Source organism: Streptomyces sp. NPDC051211 (assembly GCF_040689505.1).
Taxonomy (GTDB): domain Bacteria; phylum Actinomycetota; class Actinomycetes; order Streptomycetales; family Streptomycetaceae; genus Streptomyces.
Genome location: NZ_JBFBAV010000008.1, coordinates 1 through 20,391, shown reverse-complemented (window position 1 = coordinate 20,391; position 20,391 = coordinate 1). Strand labels below are relative to the sequence as shown.

At 73.7% G+C, this 20,391-nt stretch carries 16 protein-coding genes; 10 read left to right on the top strand and 6 right to left on the bottom strand.

Going from position 1 to position 20,391, the window contains the following annotated elements:
• Positions 1-98: 98 nt before the first annotated feature.
• From AB0447_RS10800 to AB0447_RS10780, 5 genes are read left to right on the top strand one after another with little or no spacing between them, the layout of a single operon-like run.
• Entirely contained in the window at positions 99-3,737 is a 3,639-nt protein-coding gene (locus AB0447_RS10800; protein ID WP_366476242.1) for a DUF4132 domain-containing protein, read from the top strand.
• Positions 3,734-4,978: an AAA family ATPase gene (locus AB0447_RS10795; protein WP_366476241.1), complete on the top strand. Its 1,245-nt coding sequence runs from the start codon at positions 3,734-3,736 to the stop codon at positions 4,976-4,978. The genes AB0447_RS10800 and AB0447_RS10795 overlap by 4 nt, the downstream gene beginning before the upstream one ends.
• Positions 4,978-7,350 (top strand): DUF5682 family protein, encoded by a 2,373-nt coding sequence (locus AB0447_RS10790; protein WP_366476240.1) that lies wholly within the window; start codon positions 4,978-4,980, stop codon positions 7,348-7,350. Before AB0447_RS10795 ends, AB0447_RS10790 begins: the two co-directional genes overlap by 1 nt.
• Positions 7,347-8,489, top strand: a complete 1,143-nt coding sequence (locus AB0447_RS10785) for a VWA domain-containing protein (RefSeq protein ID WP_366476239.1) — start codon at positions 7,347-7,349, stop codon at positions 8,487-8,489. Before AB0447_RS10790 ends, AB0447_RS10785 begins: the two co-directional genes overlap by 4 nt.
• Complete coding sequence (locus tag AB0447_RS10780; protein ID WP_366476238.1) at positions 8,486-10,705, top strand: hypothetical protein; 2,220 nt, start codon at positions 8,486-8,488, stop codon at positions 10,703-10,705. Before AB0447_RS10785 ends, AB0447_RS10780 begins: the two co-directional genes overlap by 4 nt.
• 3 nt (positions 10,706-10,708) lie before the next feature.
• Here the strand turns inward: AB0447_RS10780 and AB0447_RS10775 are convergent, their stop codons facing one another.
• Entirely contained in the window at positions 10,709-11,968 is a 1,260-nt protein-coding gene (locus AB0447_RS10775; protein WP_366476237.1) for a ricin-type beta-trefoil lectin domain protein, read from the bottom strand.
• A 145-nt stretch (positions 11,969-12,113) separates the two neighbouring features.
• Positions 12,114-12,437, bottom strand: a complete 324-nt coding sequence (locus AB0447_RS10770) for a putative quinol monooxygenase (protein ID WP_366476236.1) — start codon at positions 12,435-12,437, stop codon at positions 12,114-12,116.
• Between the two features lie 110 nt (positions 12,438-12,547).
• On the opposite strand from AB0447_RS10770, the gene AB0447_RS10765 reads away from it, so the two are divergent.
• From AB0447_RS10765 to AB0447_RS10755, 3 genes are all read left to right on the top strand, one after another.
• Complete coding sequence (locus AB0447_RS10765; RefSeq protein WP_366476235.1) at positions 12,548-12,880, top strand: helix-turn-helix domain-containing protein; 333 nt, start codon at positions 12,548-12,550, stop codon at positions 12,878-12,880.
• A 9-nt stretch (positions 12,881-12,889) separates the two neighbouring features.
• Positions 12,890-13,516, top strand: a complete 627-nt coding sequence (locus AB0447_RS10760) for a DUF1877 family protein (protein ID WP_366476234.1) — start codon at positions 12,890-12,892, stop codon at positions 13,514-13,516.
• A 64-nt stretch (positions 13,517-13,580) separates the two neighbouring features.
• The gene (locus AB0447_RS10755) at positions 13,581-14,507 is read left to right on the top strand and encodes an aminoglycoside phosphotransferase family protein (protein ID WP_366476233.1); all 927 of its coding nucleotides are present in this window, start codon (positions 13,581-13,583) and stop codon (positions 14,505-14,507) included.
• Here the strand turns inward: AB0447_RS10755 and AB0447_RS10750 are convergent.
• On the bottom strand, positions 14,504-15,562 hold the full coding sequence (locus tag AB0447_RS10750; RefSeq protein ID WP_366476232.1) for an aldo/keto reductase: 1,059 nt from the start codon (positions 15,560-15,562) through the stop codon (positions 14,504-14,506). The genes AB0447_RS10755 and AB0447_RS10750 overlap by 4 nt on opposite strands.
• 94 nt (positions 15,563-15,656) lie before the next feature.
• Between AB0447_RS10750 and AB0447_RS10745 the strand changes: the two genes are divergently transcribed.
• On the top strand, positions 15,657-16,274 hold the full coding sequence (locus AB0447_RS10745; protein ID WP_366476231.1) for a TetR/AcrR family transcriptional regulator: 618 nt from the start codon (positions 15,657-15,659) through the stop codon (positions 16,272-16,274).
• On the opposite strand, the gene AB0447_RS10740 is transcribed toward AB0447_RS10745, so the two are convergent.
• Positions 16,258-16,662 carry an aldo/keto reductase gene (locus AB0447_RS10740; RefSeq protein WP_366476230.1) on the bottom strand — a complete coding sequence of 135 codons (405 nt, stop codon included), beginning with the start codon at positions 16,660-16,662 and terminating at the stop codon, positions 16,258-16,260. The genes AB0447_RS10745 and AB0447_RS10740 overlap by 17 nt on opposite strands.
• Between AB0447_RS10740 and AB0447_RS10735 the strand changes: the two genes are divergently transcribed.
• Positions 16,652-17,119: a hypothetical protein gene (locus tag AB0447_RS10735; protein WP_366476229.1), complete on the top strand. Its 468-nt coding sequence runs from the start codon at positions 16,652-16,654 to the stop codon at positions 17,117-17,119. The genes AB0447_RS10740 and AB0447_RS10735 overlap by 11 nt on opposite strands.
• A 22-nt stretch (positions 17,120-17,141) precedes the next feature.
• Here the strand turns inward: AB0447_RS10735 and AB0447_RS10730 are convergent, their stop codons facing one another.
• A complete protein-coding gene (locus AB0447_RS10730; RefSeq protein WP_366476228.1) occupies positions 17,142-17,789 on the bottom strand; it encodes a TetR/AcrR family transcriptional regulator in 648 nt (215 codons plus the stop codon).
• A gap of 162 nt (positions 17,790-17,951) precedes the next feature.
• The gene (locus tag AB0447_RS10725; protein ID WP_366476227.1) at positions 17,952-20,018 is read right to left on the bottom strand and encodes a discoidin domain-containing protein; all 2,067 of its coding nucleotides are present in this window, start codon (positions 20,016-20,018) and stop codon (positions 17,952-17,954) included.
• Positions 20,019-20,391 lie beyond the last annotated feature (373 nt).

Genomic DNA, 20,391 nt, shown 5'->3' with positions numbered 1-20,391 from the left:
TAGGGGGTTCCTCTCCCGGTATGGACCTCGGCTCCGGCGTTGTCAGTGCCGCCCGTTACTGTGCGGAGCAACTGATCTTGCGGGGAAGCGGAGGGGCCGTGCAGCGCTGGGAGCACGTCGGAGAGGGTTCGGCGAAGTTCTGGGAGGGGGAGGCCGAGGGGACCTCGGTGACCCTGCGGTACGGCCGGGTGGGCACGGCCGGGCAGACCCGGGTCAAGGAGTTCGACACGGTCGAACTGGCCGCGGCCTACCTGGAGAAGGCCGTGGTGGAGCGGGAGAAGAAGGGCTACACGCGCACGGACGCCGCCGCAGCGGGCCCGGCCGCCGAGGCTGTCGCCGAGGCCGCCGCCGCGGCGGCAGGACCCGCCGCCCCGGCCGGGAACCCCGCCCCCGCCGTACTGCGTGACGAGGACGCCCTGGTCCTCCCGGCGGCCTGGAAGCGGAACCTGCTGCCCCGCCGTGGTGGCACCCCCCGCACAGTGACCCCCGTGCCCGCCGCCGCCCGCCGGACCGGGGAATGGCTCGCCGCCGACGCGGACTTCCTCGAGCAGACGCTCGCCGCCGAGGGGAGCGCCCCGGAGCTCGTCGCCGCCGCCCGCGCCCACCTCGACGGCAGCAGCCCGAGCCCGCTCGGCGCCGCGGTCCTCGCCGCCGTCGTCCGGACCCAGGACGAAGACGACAGCCATTCCGTGTACGCCGACGCCTGGACCCAGGAGTTCGGCCTGGTCTTCGCCGCCCGCGCCACCGTGGAGCTCGGCGAGGTGGTCGTCGAGCACGTCGACCGCGGCGGCCGGGCCGGGTCCCGGATCAGCCGGCGCACGGAGGATCACCAGGCCTGGCGCACGGTGCAGAACCCGGCGGCCGCGCGCATGCGCGTCCTGCTCGCGGCGGCCGACGCGGACCTCTACGGGCGGGCCGTGGCCGCGCTGGCCGACCACCGGGACACCCCGCGCCGGCGCGTCACGGTGTCCTTCCTCGTCCCCACCGAGCAGGAGTGGGTGGACGAGTGCTGCGCCGACCCCGCCACCCGCGACCATCCGGTCACCGAGGTACGCGCGATGCTCGTGTGCTCGCTCGGCACGGCCGGGCAGGTGGCCCTGCTGAACTCCGGCGGGCACGGCTACCACCTGGGCTGGCACGGCTGGAGCGCCGCCATCACCGCCACCGCCGCCGAGGGCGTCGGAGCTGCGCTGGCCCCGCTCCTGGACGCCGAGATGAAGACGGCGTACCACGACGCGGACACCACCAGGTCGCTGTCCGAGGCCCTGGCCGAACTGCCGGGCGACGAGGCCTTCGGCTTCCTGCTCGACCGGCTGGAGCACCGGACGGCACGCGGCGCCCTGATGAACGCCACCCGCACCTTCCCGGTACGCGCCCTGCGGATGATCGCCGACACCGCCCTCCGCGGCGAGACGAAGGCCGCGGCCGCCCTGCGGCTGCTGGAGACCCATGTCGCCGCCCACCGCGAACTGGCCCTGGCCGTCCTGCCGGAGCTGCCCGCGCCCGCCGCCGAGCTGGTCGAACGGCTGGCCCGGAAGGACAGCCGGCTCCCGGAGGCTCCGGCCGAGACCCTGCCGGCGCTGCTCACCAGCCCGCCCTGGACGCGCCGGCGCAAGGCGGTCAAGCCCCGCGTGGTGGCCGGGCTGACCGCCCCGGCCGGGGTCCGCGTCAGCTGGCAGCCCGGCGAGCGGGAGGAGTGGGCGGCCGCCGAGTCCGCCGTCACCGGCTGGACCCTGTACGGGGAGCTCGAGGAGGCCCTGGAGGAGCATCGCCGGGGCACCCTCAACGAATGGCAGAGCCTGACCCTGTTCACCAAGGGGCCCGTCGAAGCCGTCCGGCCGCTGCTCGCCGAATGGCACGGCCCGTCCTGGTCGTACGACGGCCCGGAGACCTTTCAGCCCGTGATAGCCGCCCACGGCGCGGCCGCCCTGCGCATGGCCACGTCGATGGCCTGCGGGCATCCGGCCACGCTGGGGCCGCTGTTGCTGCCCTTCCTGGAGCTCGGCGTCGCCCGTCGCCTGGCGGACTGGCTGGTCCGGCTCAAGACCGCCGGCCGCACCGCCCGCGCCTACTTCGTCCGACACGGCGCGGACGCCGCCCGCCTGCTGGTCCCCGACGCCCTCGGCACCATCGCCTCGATGCGCACCGCCGCCGAGACCGCGCTCAAGGTGATCGCCGCCGCCCACGGCCCCGAGCCGGTCCTGGCGGCCGCCGCCGAGTACGGGCCGGAGGCCGCCGAGGTGGTGGAACTCCTGCTCTCCGCAGACCCGTTCGAGGCGGCGCTGCCGGCCCGGCTGCCCGTGGTCGGCGGCTGGGTGGAGCCCCACGGGCTGCCGCAGCTGAAGCTGACCACCGGCCAGGCCCTGCCGGCGGAGGCGACCCGGCACCTGCTGATGATGATGGCCCTGTCCAAGCCCGACACCCCCTACCCGGGGATCGGCGAGGTCCAGCCGCTGTTCGAGGCCGAATCCCTCGCGGAGTTCGCCTGGGCCCTGTTCGAGGAGTGGCGGCTCGTCGGCATGCCCGCCAAGGAGGCCTGGATCCTGCACGCCCTCGGGTACCTGGGCGATGACGAGACCGTCCGCCGCCTCACCCCGCTCATCCGCCGCTGGCCGGGCGCCGGCGCCCACCAGCGGGCCGTGGACGGCCTCGACGTACTGGCCGCCATCGGCACCGACACCGCCCTGCTCAGCCTGCACGGCATCGCCCAGCGGGTGAAGTTCAAGGCCCTCAAGGCCCGCGCCGTGCAGAAGATCGACGAGGTGGCGGCGGTGCTCGGCCTGACCGGCGAGCAGCTGTCGGACCGGCTGGTGCCCGACTTCGGCCTGGACGCGGAGGGCACCACGGTGGTCGACTACGGCCCCCGTCGCTTCACCGTCGGCTTCGACGAGCAGCTCAAGCCGTACGTGCTGGACGAGACGGGCAAGCGCCTGAAGGACCTGCCCAAGCCCGGAGTCAAGGACGACGCGGAGCAGGCACCCGCCGAGCGGAAGCGGTTCGCCGCACTGAAGAAGGACGTCCGGACGATCGCCTCCGACCAGGTGCGCCGCCTGGAGGACGCCATGGTCGCCCAGCGCACCTGGACGGGCGCCGAGTTCCGCAGGCTGTTCGTCGAGCACCCCCTGGTGTGGCACCTCGCCCGGCGCCTGGTGTGGCTGGCGGAGGCCGAGGGCACGGTCACCGCGTTCCGGGTGGCGGAGGACCGTACCTACGCGGACGTCGAGGACGAGACGGTCACCCTCGCCGACGACGCCGTCGTCCGGCTGGCACACCCGCTGCACCTGGGAGCCGAGGCCCTGCCCGCCTGGTCGGAACTGTTCGCCGACTACGAGATCCTGCAGCCGTTCCGCCAGCTGGGGCGCCCGGTGCACGTACCGACCGAGGAGGAGGCGGCCGGGTACCGGCTGACCCGCTTCGAGGGGTTCACCGTGCCCGTCGGGCGGCTGCTGGGCCTGACCAAGCGCGGCTGGGAGCGCGGCGTGCCGCAGGACGCGGGCGTCGAGCGGTGGATCTCGCGTCGGCTGGGGCCGAAGGTCTACCTGGTGATCGCCCTGGACATGGGCATCGCGGTCGGCATGGTCAACGAGTTCCCCGACCAGAAGCTGGAGACGGTCTGGCTGGACACCCACCCCACCGACCACTGGCAGCACCGCGGCGAATACACCCTGAAGTTCGCCGACATCGACCCGGTCCTGGCCTCCGAGGTGCTCGCCGACCTCACGGAGCTGACGGCATGACGCACTCCGCGACCGGCGCCGCGACCGGCGTCGCGACCGGCGTCGCGACCGGCGCCGCGACCGGCGCCGCGACCGGCGTCGCGACCGGCGTCGCGACCGGCGCCACGACCGGCCCCGCGACCGGCACTGCGAGCGGCGCTGAGACCGGCATCGCGACCGAGCCGGAGCTGCAGCGCCCGCCGGCCGAGGTCCGGTACGCCGAAGAGCTGGCCGCACTGCGCGCCGCCGACCGCGACCCCCGGCCGCCCGGCTGGGCGCTCAGCCTGCGCGCCGCCCGCCGGTTCATCGCAGGCGACCCGGAAACCGGCATCGGCCGCAAGTTCGTCGGCGACACCGCCCTGGTGGAGCGGGCCCTCGTCACCCTCGCCACCAACCGCGGCCTGATGCTCGTCGGAGAACCCGGCACCGCCAAGTCGCTGCTGTCCGAACTGATCGCGGCCGCCGTCAGCGGCGATTCCACCCTGGTGGTGCAGGGCGGCGCGGCCACCACCGAGGACCAGATCAAATACTCCTGGAACTACGCCCTCCTGGTCTCCGAAGGCCCCTCCGCGCGCTCGCTGGTGCCCGCCCCCATGCTGCGCGGCATGCGGGAGGGCCTGCTGGTCCGCTTCGAGGAGATCACCCGCTGCCCGCTGGAGGTACAGGACTCGCTGCTGTCCCTGCTCTCCGAACGGGTGGTGGCCATCCCCGAGCTGCCGGGCGCGGACGGCATGGCCTTCGCCCGTCAGGGGTTCAACGTCATCGCCACCGCCAACACCCGCGACCGCGGGGTCAACGAGATGAGCGCCGCGCTCAAACGCCGCTTCACCTTCGAGACCGTCTTCCCCATCGCCGACCTCGACACCGAACTGGCGCTGGTGGAGACCGAGGCCACGGCGCTGCTGGAACGCTCGGGCGTACCCCTGGCACCCGACCGGGACGTACTGGAGGTGCTCGTCACCACCTTCCGCGAACTGCGCTCCGGAGTCGCCCACGACGGCACCGGCACGGACCGGCTCTCGGCCGTGATGAGCACCGCGGAAGCCGTCTCCGTCGCCCACGCGGTGGGCGTGCGCGGCTGGTTCCTGCGCGGGGAGGCGGGCAGCGCCGCCGACGTGGTGACCTGCCTGGCCGGCACCGCCGCCAAGGACAGCCCCGAGGACCTGGCCCGGCTGCACCGCTACCTGGAGCAGCGGGTGGCCCAGCGCCGCGGCGCCGGGTGGCGGGCGCTGCACGAGGCCCGCCACCTGCTGGCGGACTGATGCCGGCCACCTTCCTGGGCGTACGCCACCACTCGCCCGCCTGCGCCCGGCTGGTCTCCCGTACGATCGCGGAACTGCGGCCCGCGCACGTGCTGATCGAGGGCCCCGCGGACCTCGGCGGCCGCCTGGACGAGCTGCTGCTGGGCCACGACCTGCCCATCGCCGTGTTCAGCCACTACCGGGACCCGGTGCGCTCCGCCACCTCTTGGACGCCGCTGTGCGACTACTCGCCGGAGTGGATCGCGCTCACCGAAGGCCGGGCGGCCGGCGCGCAGGTGCACTTCATCGACCTGCCCGCCTGGCACCCGGCGTTCGCCGAGCGCACCAACCGGTACGCGGACGCAGAAGCCCGGTACGAAGAGACCACCGCGCGGCTGTGCGCGCGGTTCGGCGTGGACTGCGTCGACGCGCTCTGGGACCGCATGGTCGAGTCCGGCGGGCCGGACACCGGAGCCGGACCGGATCTCGCCGAACGGCTGGCCGTGTACTTCGACCTCGTCCGCGGGGACGCGGAGGCCGATGCGGGCGACCGGGCCCGCGAGGCCTACATGGCCCGCTGGGTCCGGGCGGCCGTGGCCGACGCGGGGGAGCGCAACGTCCTGGTGGTCACCGGCGGCTTCCACCGCCCCGCCCTGCTCGCCCTGACCGCCGACGGCACACCGCACGCGGGGGAGGGCGGGAAAGGCGGGGAAGGTGGGGAGGGCGGCTGGCCGGAGGTCCCGCAGCCGCCGGCCGGGGCACTGGCCGGCAGCTACCTCGTCCCGTACTCCTTCCGCCAGTTGGACGCCTTCGCCGGTTACCAGTCCGGCATGCCCTCGCCCGGCTACCACCAGCGGCTGTGGGAGGAAGGGCCGCAGGCGGCCGGCGAGGCCCTGGTCCGCGACATCACCCGGCGGCTGCGGGCCCGCGGCCGGCCGGTGTCCACCCCCGCCCTGATCGCCGCACGGACCGGCGCCCAGGCCCTGGCGGCCCTGCGGGGCCATCCGCAGCCGACCCGGCTGGACCTGCTGGACGGCCTGGCGGGCGCCCTCGTCGACGAGGCCCTGGACGAGCCGCTGCCGTGGACCCGGCGCGGCCAGCTCCGCCCCGGCTCCCACCCCGTCGTCGTGGAGATGGTCGCGGCGGGCTGCGGCGACCGGGTGGGCCGGCTGCACCCGGACACCCCGGTGCCGCCGCTCGTCCACGACGTCGGGACCCGTCTCGCCGCCCTCGGCCTGGACGGCACCGGCCCGGTGACGCTGCGTCTGACCGACGCGGCCGACCTGGAGCGCAGCCGGCTCCTGCACCGGCTCCGCATCCTCGGCATCCCCGGCCACCACCGGGCGGCCGGCCCGGAACACGGGGCCGACCCGGTGCTCACCGAACGCTGGGAGCTACGCCCGGACCCCGGCCGGGAAGCCGCCCTGATCGAGGCGGGCAGCTTCGGCGCGAGCCTGGAGGACGCGGCGGCCGCCGCCCTCGGCGAGCGGACGCGGGCGGCCGGCGGGGAGCCGGCCGCCCTGTCCGCCGTCCTCTTCGACGCCGTGGTGTGCGGAGCCACGGCCCTGTCCGGGCCGCTGCTGACCGCACTCGCGGCCGACGTGGAACGCGCCGGCGAACTCGGCCCGCTCGGCGAAGCCCTGCACACCGCCCTGGGGCTGTGGCGGCACGACCGGATCTACGGCGTGGCCCGCGACCCCCTGCTGGCCGCCTTCATCGACGCCGCCGTCGGCCGGGTGCTGTGGCTCGCGGAAGGGGTGCACGGCACCTCCGGCGCGGAACCGGCACGGCTGCGCGCGCTGGCCGCCGTACGGGACGCCCTGCTGCACGCCGGACACCTGCTGTCGCTGTCCCGGCAGGCGGCCGTGGAGGTGGCGCGGCGGATCAGCGCCGATCCGGCGGCCCCCGCCGACCTGCGCGGCGCCGGGTTCGGCCTGTGCCGGTCCCTCGGAGCGGACACCGACGACACCGGCGAGGCGGGCGAGGCGGGCGACGCGGGCACGGCGGCCGCGGCCGCCCGGGCGGCAGCCGATCCCGCGGCCCTCGGCGACTGGCTCGCCGGACTGTTCGTCCTGGCCCGGGAGGAACTGACCGGCCCCGGCGGGCAGGCCGGCAGCGGCGCACTGATCGAAGTACTCGACCGGCTGGTCACCGCCATGCCCGAAACGGACTTCCTCGGCGGACTGCCCGCGCTGCGCCAGGCGTTCGCCTACTTCCCGCCCCGCGAGCGCGAGCAGATCGCCCGGGAACTCATCGAGCGGCGCGGCCTGCGGGGATCCGCCCGGTCGCTGCTGCGCACCACCGCCGACCCGCTGCTGCTGGCCCGGGCCCGCCACCTGGAGGACACCGTGGGGACGTTGCTGGACCGGTACGGCCTGGAGGCGGCGCGATGACCGAGGCACCCGAGGCCGGCCTGGAACGGTGGCGGCTGATCCTGGGCCGCCCCGCCGAACACTGCACCGGCCCGCTCGGCGAGCGGGCCGCCGCCCGGGACGCGGCACTGGAGTGGCTGTACGGGCGGGACCCGGAACAGGCCGCGCGCGGCATCCGCCCCGACCGGGACCGGGACCGGACCGGCGGCGACGGGGCCTCCGCGGTCACCGCCGTGGACTGGCTCGACGACATCCACCGGCTGTTCCCGCGCGAGACCATCGAACGGCTGGAGCGGGACGCCGTCGAACGGTACGAGATCCACGAGATCGTCACCGACCCGGCGGTACTGGAGCGGGTCGAGCCCAACCCGACCCTGCTGCGCGCCGTGCTGCGCACCAAGCACCTGATGAACCCCGAGGTGCTGCGGCTGGCCCGGCGCCTGGTGGAAGCGGTCGTCCGGCAACTCCTGGACCGGCTGGCCCCGGAGATCCGGCAGACCTTCACCGGAACCCGCTCCCGCCGCCCGAGCCGCCACGCGCAGGCCCGGAACTTCGACTTCCACGCCACCGTGCGGGCCAACCTGGCCCACTACCAGCCGGCCGAACGGCGGCTGCTGATCGAACACCCCCGCTTCCACTCCCGGACCCGGCCGCACCTGGAGCAGTGGCAGCTGATCCTGCTCGTCGACCAGTCCGGCTCCATGGCCGGCTCGGTCATCCACTCGGCGGTCACCGCGGCCGCCCTCTGGGGCCTGCCCGGCCTGAAGACCCATCTGGTCGCCTTCGACACCAGCGTGGTGGACCTCACCGGCGAGGTGGAGGACCCGGTGGAGGTCCTGATGCGCGTCCAGCTGGGCGGCGGCACCGACATCGCCCGCGCCGTGGACTACGCGGCAGGCCTGGTCGACAGCCCACGGCGCGCCATCGTCGCCCTGGTCACCGACTTCTTCGAGGGCGGGGATCCCTACCGGCTGGTCCGGACCGTACGGGGCCTGGTGGAGCAGGGCACCACGGTGCTGGGGCTGGCCGCCCTCGACGAGGACGCGGTTCCCGCGTACGACCGGCAGCTCGCCCTGCAACTGGCCGACGCGGGGGCCCACGTGGGCGCCATGACCCCGGGCCGGCTGGCCGCGTTCGTCGCCGAAAGGCTGGGCCGGTGAACCGTACGGATCTGCTCGCACTGGACCCCGTCACCCTGGCCGCCCTCGCCAACCGCGGCCTGGTCAAACGGGCCGCCAAGGAACTCGACGCCGGGACCGGAGCGGTCCCGTCCCTCTCCGCGGACACCACCCTGACCGGCCGGTTCCCCGACGGCACCGAAACCGTCCTCCCCCCGAACACCGGCCTGGACGGCGGCCGCTGCACCTGCGCGGCGGCCGGAATCTGCCGCCACCTGGTGGGCCTGGTCCTCTCCTACCAGCGCAGCGCAACGCCTCCCGCGGAAGCAGCCGTCACCCCCGCCGAACCGGCCGGGGCCACCTCTCCCGCCGGGACGGACAGTTCCACGGGTACGTCGCCCGGTGCCGCCGGAGGGACAGCCGGTGACCCCGGTCCTGCGGGCGAGGCCGCGGGCCGGAGGGCCGGCACGGGCGGTCCCGCGGGGACGGCGTCCGGCGACGCCGGCGGGGCGGCCGGAACGGGTGGGCCTGCCGGGGCCGGCGGGCCGGACTCCGGTGCTGCCGCGGCACCGCCGTGGTCTCCCGCCGAGGTGGACGAAGAGGCGCTGACCACGGCCCTCGGCGCCCGTGCGGTGGCCGCCGCGCGGCGTGCACTGCGCGCGGGCTACACCGCGCGCCTGCACCACCCGACCGCCGCCGAGCCCGTAGCCCGCGCCGAACTGGCCACCTGCACCGTGCGGTTCCCCGTCCCCGGTGCGCTCGGCTACGCCCTCACCGACACCGCCGAGGACCGCCGCGCCGAGGCCGTCGCGCTCGCCGTCTGGGCGTTCCGCGCGGCCGCCGAGGCGGACCCTGCCGATCCGCCCGCCCAGCTCGACGTCGGCGGCCCGGCCGGCCCCGCCCCCGCCGCGGTCCGGGAGCGGATGGAGGCGGCCCTCACCCTCGCCGACGACCTGCTCCTGGACGGCACCGTGCACGCCGGCCCGGTGCTCCACGCAGCCCTCCGCGGGGCCCGCGACACACTCGCCGCCCACGGTCTGCACTGGCCGGCCGAAGCACTGGCCGAACTCACCGGCCTCCAGGCCGACTACACCGCCCGCGGCGCCCGCTACCGGCCCGAACGCCACGCCCTGCTGCTCGTCGAACTGCACGCCCGCCACCGCGCGGCCACCCACGAAGGAGCCATCGCCGCCTCCCCGGTCCTCGGCACCGGCCGGCCGGGCACCACCGCGCTGCGCCGGGTCCGCCTGACCGCCCTGGGCTGCCGGATCTCCGGCGGACCGGGCGAGCGCACGGCACAGGTGTACTTCGCCCACGGCGACACCGGCGTCGCCCTGGTGCTGCACCGCCGCTGGGAGGTCCCGCAGGACGGCCCGCAGCCGGTGGGCCGCGATCTGGCCGCGCGCCGCATCGCCGGCGCCTCCCTCTCCGCGCTGTCCGCCGCCAACGTGGTCAGCGAGAACGCCTCCCGGACCGCGGGCGGCACGGTCGTCCTCGGCGCCGGCCGGCTGGCGGGCACCAGCGTCACCCCGGTCGGCTCGGCCTGGTCGGGGCTGCCCGAGCCACTGCTGGTCGGCGACTTCGCGGCCCACGCCGAGCGGCTGCGCCGGCTGCCGCCGCAGCTGATCCGCCCCCGGGTGGCCGCCGACTCGGTCCGGGTGGTGGCCGTACACGCCGTGGAGGATCTGGGCTACGACCCGGCGGAGCAGCGGCTGACCGCCACCGTCCGGGACGCGCACGGCAACCGGGCGGCGCTGGCCGCGCCGTACAACCCGTACGGGCCGGGTGGACTGGACGCGCTCGCCGCCGCCCTGCAGCCGCGGCCGGAGGGCGCCCTCCTCGTCAGCGCGTTCGTGCGCGCCGCCCCGCGGGGCGGCCTGCTGATCGATCCGATCGCCGTGCTGACCCCGGGCGGGGTGGTCGTGCCGGACCTGGCGGCCGGCTCCGGCCGCCAGGACCCGGCGTACGCAGGCCCGTCCGCCGCCGACCCGATCGCGGAGGCGCTCGGAGCCGCCCTCACCGCGCTGGCCCGGGCCGCCCACCGCGGGCTGGGCCATCTCGGGCGAGGCGAGCGGGAGCGGCTGGCGGAGGCCGCGACGGCGCTGGCCCGTACCGGCCTGGCCAACGCCGCCGGGCGGGTACGGGCCGTCCTGACCGCCCTCGGCCAGGACGGCCCCCGGGCCGCGGTCCCCGCGTGGGTGGACGCCCAGCTGTACGTACTGACCGCGGCCGAACTGCACGACGGAGCCCAGGAGTAGCGGCTACTTCGGGGTGACCCAGACCTGGCGCTTGTTCGTGTTCGCCGTGTAGAGCTGGATCGGCGTGCCGTTGGCGGTGGCACCGCCGGTCACATCGAGCACCTTGCCCGAGGCGACGTGCACGATCTGGCCCTTCGGGTTGACGGACCAGCGCTGCGCCGGCGTGCCGTTGCAGTCGTGCAGGGTGATGCTGTTGCCGTTGGCCGTCCCGTTCCGCGCGTTGTCCAGGCACTTGCCGAGGGCGCGGAAGGTGCCGTCCTTGCCGAGGATCCAGGACTGGGCCACCGAGCCGTTGCAGGTGTAGAGCTGGATCCGGGTGCCGTTGGCCGCCTTCCCGCCCTTGACGTCCAGGCACTTGCCGCCGAGCCCGGTCACCCGGCCCTGCGGGGACAGCTTCGATCCGGCCCCGGCGGCGAGGAGGCGCAGACCCTGCACGTCGAACTGCTGGACGTAGGTGCCCGCCCGCTTGTCCTGGTACGCCAGGGCGGGTGAGCACATCACCGGGAACTGCCCGGAGTCGGTGCCCTTGACACAGTCACCCCGCGTCAGACTGCGGTTCGCGTGCGTCAGGCCCAGTGTGTGCCCGAGCTCGTGGCTGATGTGGTTGCGCATGTAGGTCTCGCCCATGGAAGCCGAGGGCTTGCCGTCCGCCGTGAAGAACTCGCTGTCGATATAGGCGTGTCCGCTGGTCACGGTGGCCGGCACGGACGAACTGGTGAAGCCGCAGCTCAGGTTCGGGCTCCCCGACCCGTCGCGGACCACCTTCCAGCCCGTGCTGCCCATGCTGCCCTCTCCCGCAGGAGGCAGGCAGGGGCGGTGCAGCACGCCCATGACCACCTCGCCCTTGGGGCGGGCGTAGTTCCAGCCCACCGGCCGGGTGTCCACGGTGACGGGCAGGTTCGTGATCCGCTGCAGATCCGCAGCGGAGGCCTTCGCGTAACGGGCCAGCCAGTCCGCGGACTTCTGGTCGTAGAACTTGATCGTGTAGCCGGTCGCCAGCCACTTGGTCGCCCCGCTGAGCTTCCACCCCGGACCCTGGGGCGGTGCTGCAGCCGCGGCCGCCGGCGCCGCGGCGGCCGTCGGCGCGGGCAGGGTGTCGAGCGTCATGACACCGTTCTCGAAGCGGGTGTGGTCGCTGGCCGAGATGCCGGAGTCCTCCGCGTGCGCGTTCTCCGGACCCGTCGCCGCCGGTGCCGCGGGCGGCTGCTCCTCGGTCCCGAACGCCATCGAGGGGAGTTGCAGGCCCCCTACGATCGCCGCCACGGCACATGCCGCCACCACGGATATTCGTCGCTTGCCTGTGAATCGCACGTCCCCGTTGCCTTTCATCGAACAGACGAGTGAGGGTAACGGGTGGGTCGCGCACCCGGCACCGGTGCGCCCGAACCGCGCCTGGCCGCCCGCTCGTTCAGTGCACGCCGGACGGATCCGGATAGGGGCTGTGCATGGTGAGGAAGCGGATGTCGAGGTCGGACTCCAGGTAGTCCATCCGTTGCTCCCAGAACTCCCGCAGGTGCGGCAGCGCGAGGTGGGCGTCGAGATCGGCCTGCGAGCGCCACGCCTCGTAGAAGACGAACACGCCGGGCTCGTCCCGGTCTTCGTGGAAGTGGTACTCGAGACAACCGGGCTCCTGGCGGGTCGGCTCGACGAACGACAGCAGGAGCCGCTTCAGTTCCGCGGCGCGTTCGGGCTTGGGGCGGGTGATGCCGACGAGTGTCAAGGGCTGGGCCATGAAGACTGCCTCCTCAGTAGGTACGACCAATCTCATACCTACCGGACGTTAGCCGCCCCCTGGGTATGATGCAAGCCATACCTATGCCGTAGTTGTGGGAGGTGTTCCTGATGCCCGACGAAGAAGGCCACCCGGCCGTCGAGGAGATCCTGCTCGGCCCGGTGCTCTCCGCCCTCGCGGATCCGCTGCGCCGGCGCGTGGTGCGCACGCTGGCCGCCGAGCCCGAGGGAACGGCGCGCACCTGTAGCTCCTTCGGCCTGCCGGTCTCCAAGGCGACCCTCACCCACCACTTCCGGGTGCTGCGCGAGGCCGGCCTGATCAGCCAGGTCTCCCGCGGCAACAGCCGCATGGCCACCCTCCGCCGCGCTGACCTCGAACGCCGCTTCCCCGGCCTGCTCGACCTCGTATCCGCCGAACCGGAGCCCCCGCAGGCCGCAACGTAGGCTGTCGGCATGGGGTTCTGGATGACGCTGTCGCGGCACGACGCGGCCCGGGTCGGCGCCCTGTTGGACCATCCCGGTGGAGTGCGGGCGGGCCGCAGGCGGCTGTGGGATGCCTGGGATGCCTGGGACGACCCGGCGGAGGAGGCGGGGGCGCACGAACAGGCGGCGCCGCCGGTGCTGGAGGCCCTCGAGGAGACCCACGAGATCCGGCGCAACTGGGACGGTATGCACGTCCTGCTGACCGGCTGTGAGGACCATTACCACGAAGAGGACGCGCAGGAGCGGGCCTGCGGGCCGGCGCCGGCCCGCGATGTGGTCATGGGCGGCCTGCCCCTCTCCGGAGCCGCCGGCCCCGCCCGGATCGGCGTTCCCGTCCTCCTGATGCCGGACGAGGTCCGCGCGGTGCACGGCTTTTTGAGCGGTGTCGACGTCCCCCGCCTGGTCCGTGAGCGGGCCGGGCTGGTCGAAGCCGCGGGCGTGTATTCCTTCCGTATGACCGTCCAGTGGGCCGACGGCAGCAGCAGGAACATGAGTATGATCGAGGACGGGACGCTGGCCTCCGCCCTGGAGGCGGTCCGCGGGTTCTACGCCCGCGCCGCCGCGGCCGGGAACGCCGTCATCAAGGAAATCTCCTGACACGGAAACAGGGCTTCGAAAAACTCCGTTGCTTGCCGGCGGTGCCGTGCCTAGCGTCCTGATCATGCTCCCCGTGGTGGAAACAGATGAACAGTGGGACGAAGTCGTCCCGGACGAAACGGTCATGCGCCCCGGCGCGGAAGACCTGTGCGCCCGCCTCGGCCTCGCCGGCGCACCGCTGACCCGATTCCCGGACGGCTCCCAGCCGGTGTACGCGGTGGGTGACGAGCACGTGCTCAAGCTGTTCCCCGGTGCCGCCGCCGAGGACGGGGTCGCCGAAGGCCGTGTCCTGTCCCACCTGCAGGGGCGGCTGCCGGTACCCACGCCGCAGGTCCGCTCGTTCGGCCCGTACGAGAACGGCTGGCAGTACGTCCTGATGTCCCGGCTCCGGGGCGAGAACCTCGCCCGCGCCTGGGACCGCATACCGCAGGGCGACCGCGAACGCCTCGTGACCGAGACCGGCGAGGCCCTCGCCGTCCTCCACTCCCTCGATCCCGGACCGCTCCGGGACGTCCTCGGCCCCGGCGACTGGGGCGCCTTCCTGGACCGGCAGCGGGACGGCGCCGTCGAGCAGCAGCGCGCCCACGGACTTCCGGACCACTGGCTGGAACAGATCCCCGAGTTCCTGGCCTCGGTCCCCCTGCCGCGCACCCCGCGCCCGGCCCTGCTGCACACCGAGGTCATGCAGCAGCACTTCCTGGTGGATCCCGACGGCTGGCAGCTGACCGGACTCTTCGACTTCGAACCCGCCGTGATCGGTGACCGTGCCTACGACTTCGTCGGCGTCGGCCTGTTCGTCACCCGCGGCGACCCGAAGCTGCTGGCCCGCCTGGCCGGCGCGTACGGCCACACCTTCGAGCCGGCCGAACTGCTCGCTTACACCCTGCTGCACGTCTATAGCAACCTCCCCTGGTACCTGCGGGAACTCGACGCGCCGGCCGAAGCGACCCTGCCCGCGCTCGCCGAGGCGTGGTTCGGCACGGCCCCTTAGGCGGCGGGGAAGGCGGGGCGCCCGGTCAGTGGCGGGTTGAGGCGGGCGAAGCCCTCCTGCCGCTCGTACGGGAAGTACGGGTACGGCGCCGTACGGTGGCTGGCGGCGTCGAGCCGGGCCGTCTGCTCGGGGGTCAGCGCCCAGCCGATCGCGCCGATGTTCTGGCGCAGCTGTTCCTCGTTGCGCGCCCCGATGATGACGGAGGACACCGTCGGCCGCTGAAGCAGCCAGTTCAGGGCGACCTGGGGGATCGTCCGGCCCGTCTCCCGTGCCACCTCGTCGAGCGCGTCGACCACGTCGTAGAGGTACGCGTCCTCCACCGGCGGGCCGTAGTCCGCGGTCTGGTGCAGCCGGCTCCCGGCCGGCAGGGGGCGGCCGCGGCGCACCCTCCCGGTCAGGCGCCCCCATCCCAGGGGGCTCCAGACCAGCGCGCCGACCCCCTGGTCGTGGCCGAGCGGCATCAGCTCCCACTCGTAGTCCCGTCCGACGAGCGAGTAGTACACCTGGTGGGCGACGTAGCGCGGATAGCCGTGCCGGTCGGCGGCGGAGAGGGACTTCATCAGCTGCCAGCCGGCGAAGTTGGAGACGCCCACGTGGCGGATCTTGCCGTCCCGCACGAGCCGGTCGAGCGCGGCGAGCACATCCTCGACCGGGACGGCCGCGTCGAAGGCGTGCAGCTGGAACAGGTCGATGTGGTCGGTGCCGAGCCGACGCAGGGCGTCCTCGGTGGCCTTGACCAGGCGGGGCCCGGAGGTGCCGGCCTCGTCCGGGCCGTCACCCGTCGGCAGGCCGGCCTTGGTGGACAGCAGCACCCGGTCGCGCCGCCCCTTGACCGCCGCGCCCAGTACGGTCTCCGAGGCCCCCGCGGAGTACACGTCGGCGGTGTCGAAGAGCGTGATGCCCGCGTCCAGGCTGATGTCGACCATACGGCGGGCCTCGCGGGCGTCCGTGTCGCCCCAGGCGCCGAAGAGCGGACCGCTGCCGCCGAACGTTCCGGCTCCGAAGCTCAGGACCGGAACCTTGAGGTCGGACGTGCCGAGCTGCCTGTACTCCATGACGATGCCTCCAGAATTGTTAATGGAACTCAAGGCCCTTTAAGATGCCCCTAAGGTAGCAGGCGGCGGCGATTAATGGAACTGGAGACCCGTTATGAGTTCTGGAGCGGCAGAACCGGGCACCGTACGGCCCGGCGGACGGACGGCGCGGGTCCGTGCTGCGGTCCTGCAGGCGGCCGGCGACATGCTGGCCGAAGCGGGCTTCGACCGGCTCGACCTGGCCGAGGTCGCCCGCCGCGCCGACGTGGGCAAGACGACGGTCTACCGCCGCTGGGGGACACCGGCCGGCCTGGTCGCCGACCTGCTGGCGGACATGGCCGAGCAGTCCCTGCCGCGCACCGAGACGGGCTCGCTCGACGCCGACCTCCGGGCCAACGCGGACCTCGTACGCGGCACCCTGGCCGACCCCCGCCAAGGACCCCTGTTCAAGGCGGTGATCGCCGCGGCCACCACCGACGCCGGTACGGCCGAGGCCCTGCACCGCTTCTACGAGGTGCGCGTCGCGGAATGGGCGCCCTGCGTCCGGCAGGCCGTGGCCCGGGGCGAACTGCCGGACGACACCGACGCGGACGAGGTGATCCGCGCCGTGTCCGCCCCCCTCTACTACCGGCTCCTCACCACCGGCGCCGCCCTCGACGAGGAGGCGGCGCAGCGGGCGGCCCGGGCCGCCGCAGCGGCGGCGCGCGCGGGCGCCTTCACCCGGGACGGCTGACCGGCCCGGGTCCGGGCGGCGCCCCGCGCCGGGCGCGGGCCGCCGGCGTCAGGAGTGGAAGTTGCGCTGCCAGCGGTGCCCCGCGAGCGGGCCAGATGCCGTTCAGCGGAGGGACCTTGGCGGCCACGTACACGGGGTCGCCGGCCCGTGCGCGGACCACCCGGCCCACGATCCGCTCGCTCTCACCGTAACCACGGGCGGTGTCGACGAAGTTGACGCCCAGTTCGAGCGGGAGGGTAACCGCCGGGCGGACAGGAGCAGGAGCCGCTTTCCCGCGGCCGGCGCCGCCCCCGGCCGGGCGGATGCGAAACTGATCACCGGTGAACTTCACAGAGGGGACGGACGGAAGCGTGAGACTGCGGCGGGGGAGTGCAGGGGTGACTGCCATGGTCATAGCGGTGACGGCGACGGCGACGGCCTGCTCCCACCCCCTGAAGGACCACGGCCCGCTGCCCCCGCGCTACTCGGGGCCGCCGGTGCCCGCGGACACGGTCGTCTCGGAGCTGACCTCGGCGATGGCGGCCGAAGGCGTCACCCTGAAGCGGACGCCGCAGGAACTGATCGCCCTCGACTGCCAGGAGAGCCTGACCGGCGAACACGCCTCGGCGACGGCGGACGCCGTCCTCGAGGGCGGCTTCGCCCGCGCCCGTTCCGGCCACGGCTGGCAGCCCGGCCCGGACCTGGGCAGCGGATCGCTCGCCCTGCGCAAGGGCAACTGGACGGCGACCGCCCTCCTTCCCGGCTCCCTGGCGGCGGGTTCCCCCACGACGCAGTTCGTGATCACCCTGCTCTGCGACGGCGCCCGCTCGAAGTCCTCGACCCGCAAGGCCAGTCCGCCCGTCTAGTCCGCCCGTCTGGTCCGCCCGGCTAGTCCGTCGCGTAGTCCGTCGCGGCACCGGCCTCCCACACCGGTGGCAGGTCGTCGCGGGCGAGCGCGGCAACCTGGTCCGTGATCATGTCGAGGATCGTCGCCGCGGCGGCCGCATCGTGGCCCAGCACGAGGAAGTTCAGGGTCAGCCCGTCGGTCACGGCAGCCAGATAGCGGGCCAGCACCGGGACGGGGACCCGGAGTTCCAGCTCCATGCTCTCGCCGAGCTGCTCGATGAGCTCGTGGTAGATCTCGGCGTACCGCTCGTGCTGGCGCCGGGCCAGCGGCTCGAACCCCGGGGTGCGCAGCGCGTACTGGGTGAGTTCGTAGGTGAGCATGTGCTCCGCGGGGTGGGCGCACACATGGTCCCAGTAGGCCCCGAAGCCGGCCCTGATCGTCTCCCGGAGGCTGCCGCGCGGCCGCAGCGCCTCCTTCACCACTCCCACGTAGTGGTCGGTGATCGTCGTGATCACGGACTCCAGCAGGGCCTGCTTGGAGTCGAAGCAGTAGTGGAAGACGCTGAGGGACACCCCGGCCTCGGCGGCGATGGACCGGGTCGTCGTCCGCGGGACGCCGTCCCGCGCCATCGCGCGGATCGCCGCTTCGGTCAGCTGCCGGCGCCGTTCGGCGAGCGGCATGCGGGTCATGAGGCGGGTTCCCTCCGGTCGTTCCAGGTGCTCGGTGCTCGGTGCTCGGTGCTCGGTGCTCTGTGACTCGGTTCTCCGTGCTGTTCCCGCTCCGCTCCGGTCGGAGGGGAGCGGACGGGCGGCGCGGCCGGTGGTCGTCCGGCCGCGCCGCCCGTACGTCGGTCAGCTGCTGTAGACGCCGACCTCGTGGATCGAGTACCCCCACTCGGTGGCCCGCTGCACACCGTGGATCCGTACGTAGCGGGCCGTGGTACCGGCGAACTGGGCGGTGTCCAGGCCGCCGTCACCCGCCGTGGTGGACCAGGCGGTCCGCCAGGTGCTGCCGTCGTCGGACAGCTCGATGCGGTACGACCTGCCGTACGCACGCTCCCAGTCGACGGTGACCCGCTTGACCAGCTGCGGCTCCCCGAGGTCGATCCGGAGCCACTGGCCTTCCTTCCACTCGCTCGCCCAGCGGGTGCCCCGGTTGCCGTCCACGGCCCGGCCGGGCGCGAAGGAGGTGAACGGGTCCCACCACTCCGTGGTGGAGGCCGAAGTCGGCCGGCCCGAGGCCAGGTTCACCCCGGCCCGGTGCTGCTCGGAGGCGCCCCAGGTGTCCAGGTAGGACTCGGCGCCGCGGAACAGGTCGTCCACCACGCCCTGGCCGCCCACCTTGCGGACGTCCTCGATCCAGTCCGGGACCAGGCCGTAGTGCGAGGCGCCGTCGGTGTTGAGGTCCCAGGTGCGCTGGCCGGTGGTCTGCCGGTCGATGACCGAGCCGCCGTCGACGCTGCGGAAGGGGTAGGTGACCGCGTTGGGGGCGTCGGCTCCGCGCGGGCCCGGCCATCCGCCGACCCCGTTCATATCGGTGCCGTACCCGTAGCCGACCCGGTACTTCTCGCGCAGGGCGTCCTTGGCCTTGGCCTCCGAGCTGAACGCCTCGGCCCCGTTCATGTACTGGGCTGCGAACCCGCCGAGCCGGTAGAGCCGCTCGGTCCAGTTGTCGTCCATCCAGCTGTGCGAGGAGATCACGCCGGGGTAGGACTCCGACTCCATGATGTCGAAGGCCCGGCCGGCGGCCTTGACGCTCATGTGGTCGATCTCCAGCATCATCTTGCGTTTCATCATCCCGCGCACCGCGTACTCGCCGAGCTCGGTGAGCCCGCGGGTGTTGCACCGGGCGTCCTGGGCGTACGTGGGCACGCTCACCCCGGCCGGGAGCTCCTTCTGCGCGTTCGGCGCCGCGGCCAGGCCGATCGGGTTGTCCTGCTGCGGGCCCGCGCACTTCTCGGTCCGCCAGAAGGTTCCGGTGGACAGGAACTGGCCGACGTTGATCGCCGTGCCGAGCGCCCCGGAGTCGAAGCGGACGCCGCAGAGCGCGTTGTCGAACTTGTGGCACAGGAACATGCTGCGCACGCCCAGCCGGTGCAGCTCGTCCAGGCCGCGGTCGATGTCCTCCCGGTCGCACTGCGCGACGTCGAGGATCTGCTTGCAGCCGAACGGCTCGGAGGTCTCGACGCCGAGCACCACGGCCAGCTTGCCCTGGGCGATGACCTCGCGGGCCTGCGCGGTGTCGGTGACGATCCGGAACCAGCCCTTGCCGGGGCCGCCGTACATCTTGTCGACGTAGGCCTGCATGTCGTACGTCTTCTGGGCCTGGAGGCGGATCGAGGTCATCTCGTCGCAGCCGCGGTCCTTGAAGAAGTAGACCGAGCAGATCACCCCGTTGGTGACGAGGTCGTTGACCATCACCCGCTGGCCGCCGCGCCAGGCCCGTTCGATCCAGGCGTAGTAGTTCTGCTGGTGGGTCAGCGAGTCGTGGGCGGGCCAGTCCTTGAAGGTGGGCCAGCCGTTGGGGTCGTGCTTGCCGTCGCCGCCCTTGGTGATGAAGTCGAAGACGGCGAGGGTGCCGTCGGGGTAGTGCTCGGGGCAGTCCTTGAGGGCGTCGGCGACCCCGAGTTCGGAGAACGGCTTGCCGCAGATGAGGCGCCCGCCGAAGGCCTCGTTGGACATCACGTGGTTGTGCGCGTCGACGAAACCGCGCACCTCGCCCTGCGCGTTGGTGCCCTTGAACGGCTCGCCCGTGACGTTGATCTGGGAGTCGGGCTCGGGCCGGGCGGTGGGGTTCCACCAGGCGGCATCGGCGGCGGAGCCGGGCGCGGGGCCGAGCAGCATGGCCATCGCGGCGAGGAGCAACGACAGCACTGCCAGGGGCCTGCGCCTGCTGTGCGCGGGTCGCGGTCGCGTCATGGACATCACTCACGTCTTCGGTCGGCGAAGGGCGCGCGGTCGAGGACTTGTCATGCTCCGCGCAAAGGGTGTGTCGAGAATCCCGACTGCCGCAACCGGAGTCAAGAGTCCGGGACACTTGACCTGATGGACCGTCGGTTCGCGTTTCGCCGCCCCGATCGCCGACCGCCGGCCGCAGCGCTGTCGGTGCAGCCGGATGGCCTGCGCAGATGATCGAAAGCGACCGTGACGACCGCCGCCTTCCGCCCACCGTGGCCGAGGTGGCCCGAGTGGTTCCGAACAAGCCCAACCGGCTCCTGGTACGGCTTCGGAGCTACTACTCGGTCGAGTCCTGGCCGCGTGCTCCGTATCGACCGCGGAGTTTCCTGAGAAG

Excerpts from the sequence above, each read along its gene's own strand:
- AB0447_RS10795 (WP_366476241.1), top strand. The coding sequence starts at position 3,734 with ATGACGCACTCCGCGACCGGCGCCGCGACCGGCGTCGCGACCGGCGTC.
- AB0447_RS10790 (WP_366476240.1), top strand. The coding sequence starts at position 4,978 with ATGCCGGCCACCTTCCTGGGCGTACGCCACCACTCGCCCGCCTGCGCC.
- AB0447_RS10785 (WP_366476239.1), top strand. The coding sequence starts at position 7,347 with ATGACCGAGGCACCCGAGGCCGGCCTGGAACGGTGGCGGCTGATCCTG.
- AB0447_RS10770 (WP_366476236.1), bottom strand. The coding sequence starts at position 12,437 with ATGGCCCAGCCCTTGACACTCGTCGGCATCACCCGCCCCAAGCCCGAA.
- AB0447_RS10765 (WP_366476235.1), top strand. The coding sequence starts at position 12,548 with ATGCCCGACGAAGAAGGCCACCCGGCCGTCGAGGAGATCCTGCTCGGC.
- AB0447_RS10760 (WP_366476234.1), top strand. The coding sequence starts at position 12,890 with ATGGGGTTCTGGATGACGCTGTCGCGGCACGACGCGGCCCGGGTCGGC.
- AB0447_RS10755 (WP_366476233.1), top strand. The coding sequence starts at position 13,581 with ATGCTCCCCGTGGTGGAAACAGATGAACAGTGGGACGAAGTCGTCCCG.
- AB0447_RS10750 (WP_366476232.1), bottom strand. The coding sequence starts at position 15,562 with ATGGAGTACAGGCAGCTCGGCACGTCCGACCTCAAGGTTCCGGTCCTG.
- AB0447_RS10745 (WP_366476231.1), top strand. The coding sequence starts at position 15,657 with ATGAGTTCTGGAGCGGCAGAACCGGGCACCGTACGGCCCGGCGGACGG.
- AB0447_RS10740 (WP_366476230.1), bottom strand. The coding sequence starts at position 16,662 with ATGGCAGTCACCCCTGCACTCCCCCGCCGCAGTCTCACGCTTCCGTCC.
- AB0447_RS10730 (WP_366476228.1), bottom strand. The coding sequence starts at position 17,789 with ATGACCCGCATGCCGCTCGCCGAACGGCGCCGGCAGCTGACCGAAGCG.
- AB0447_RS10725 (WP_366476227.1), bottom strand. The coding sequence starts at position 20,018 with ATGACGCGACCGCGACCCGCGCACAGCAGGCGCAGGCCCCTGGCAGTG.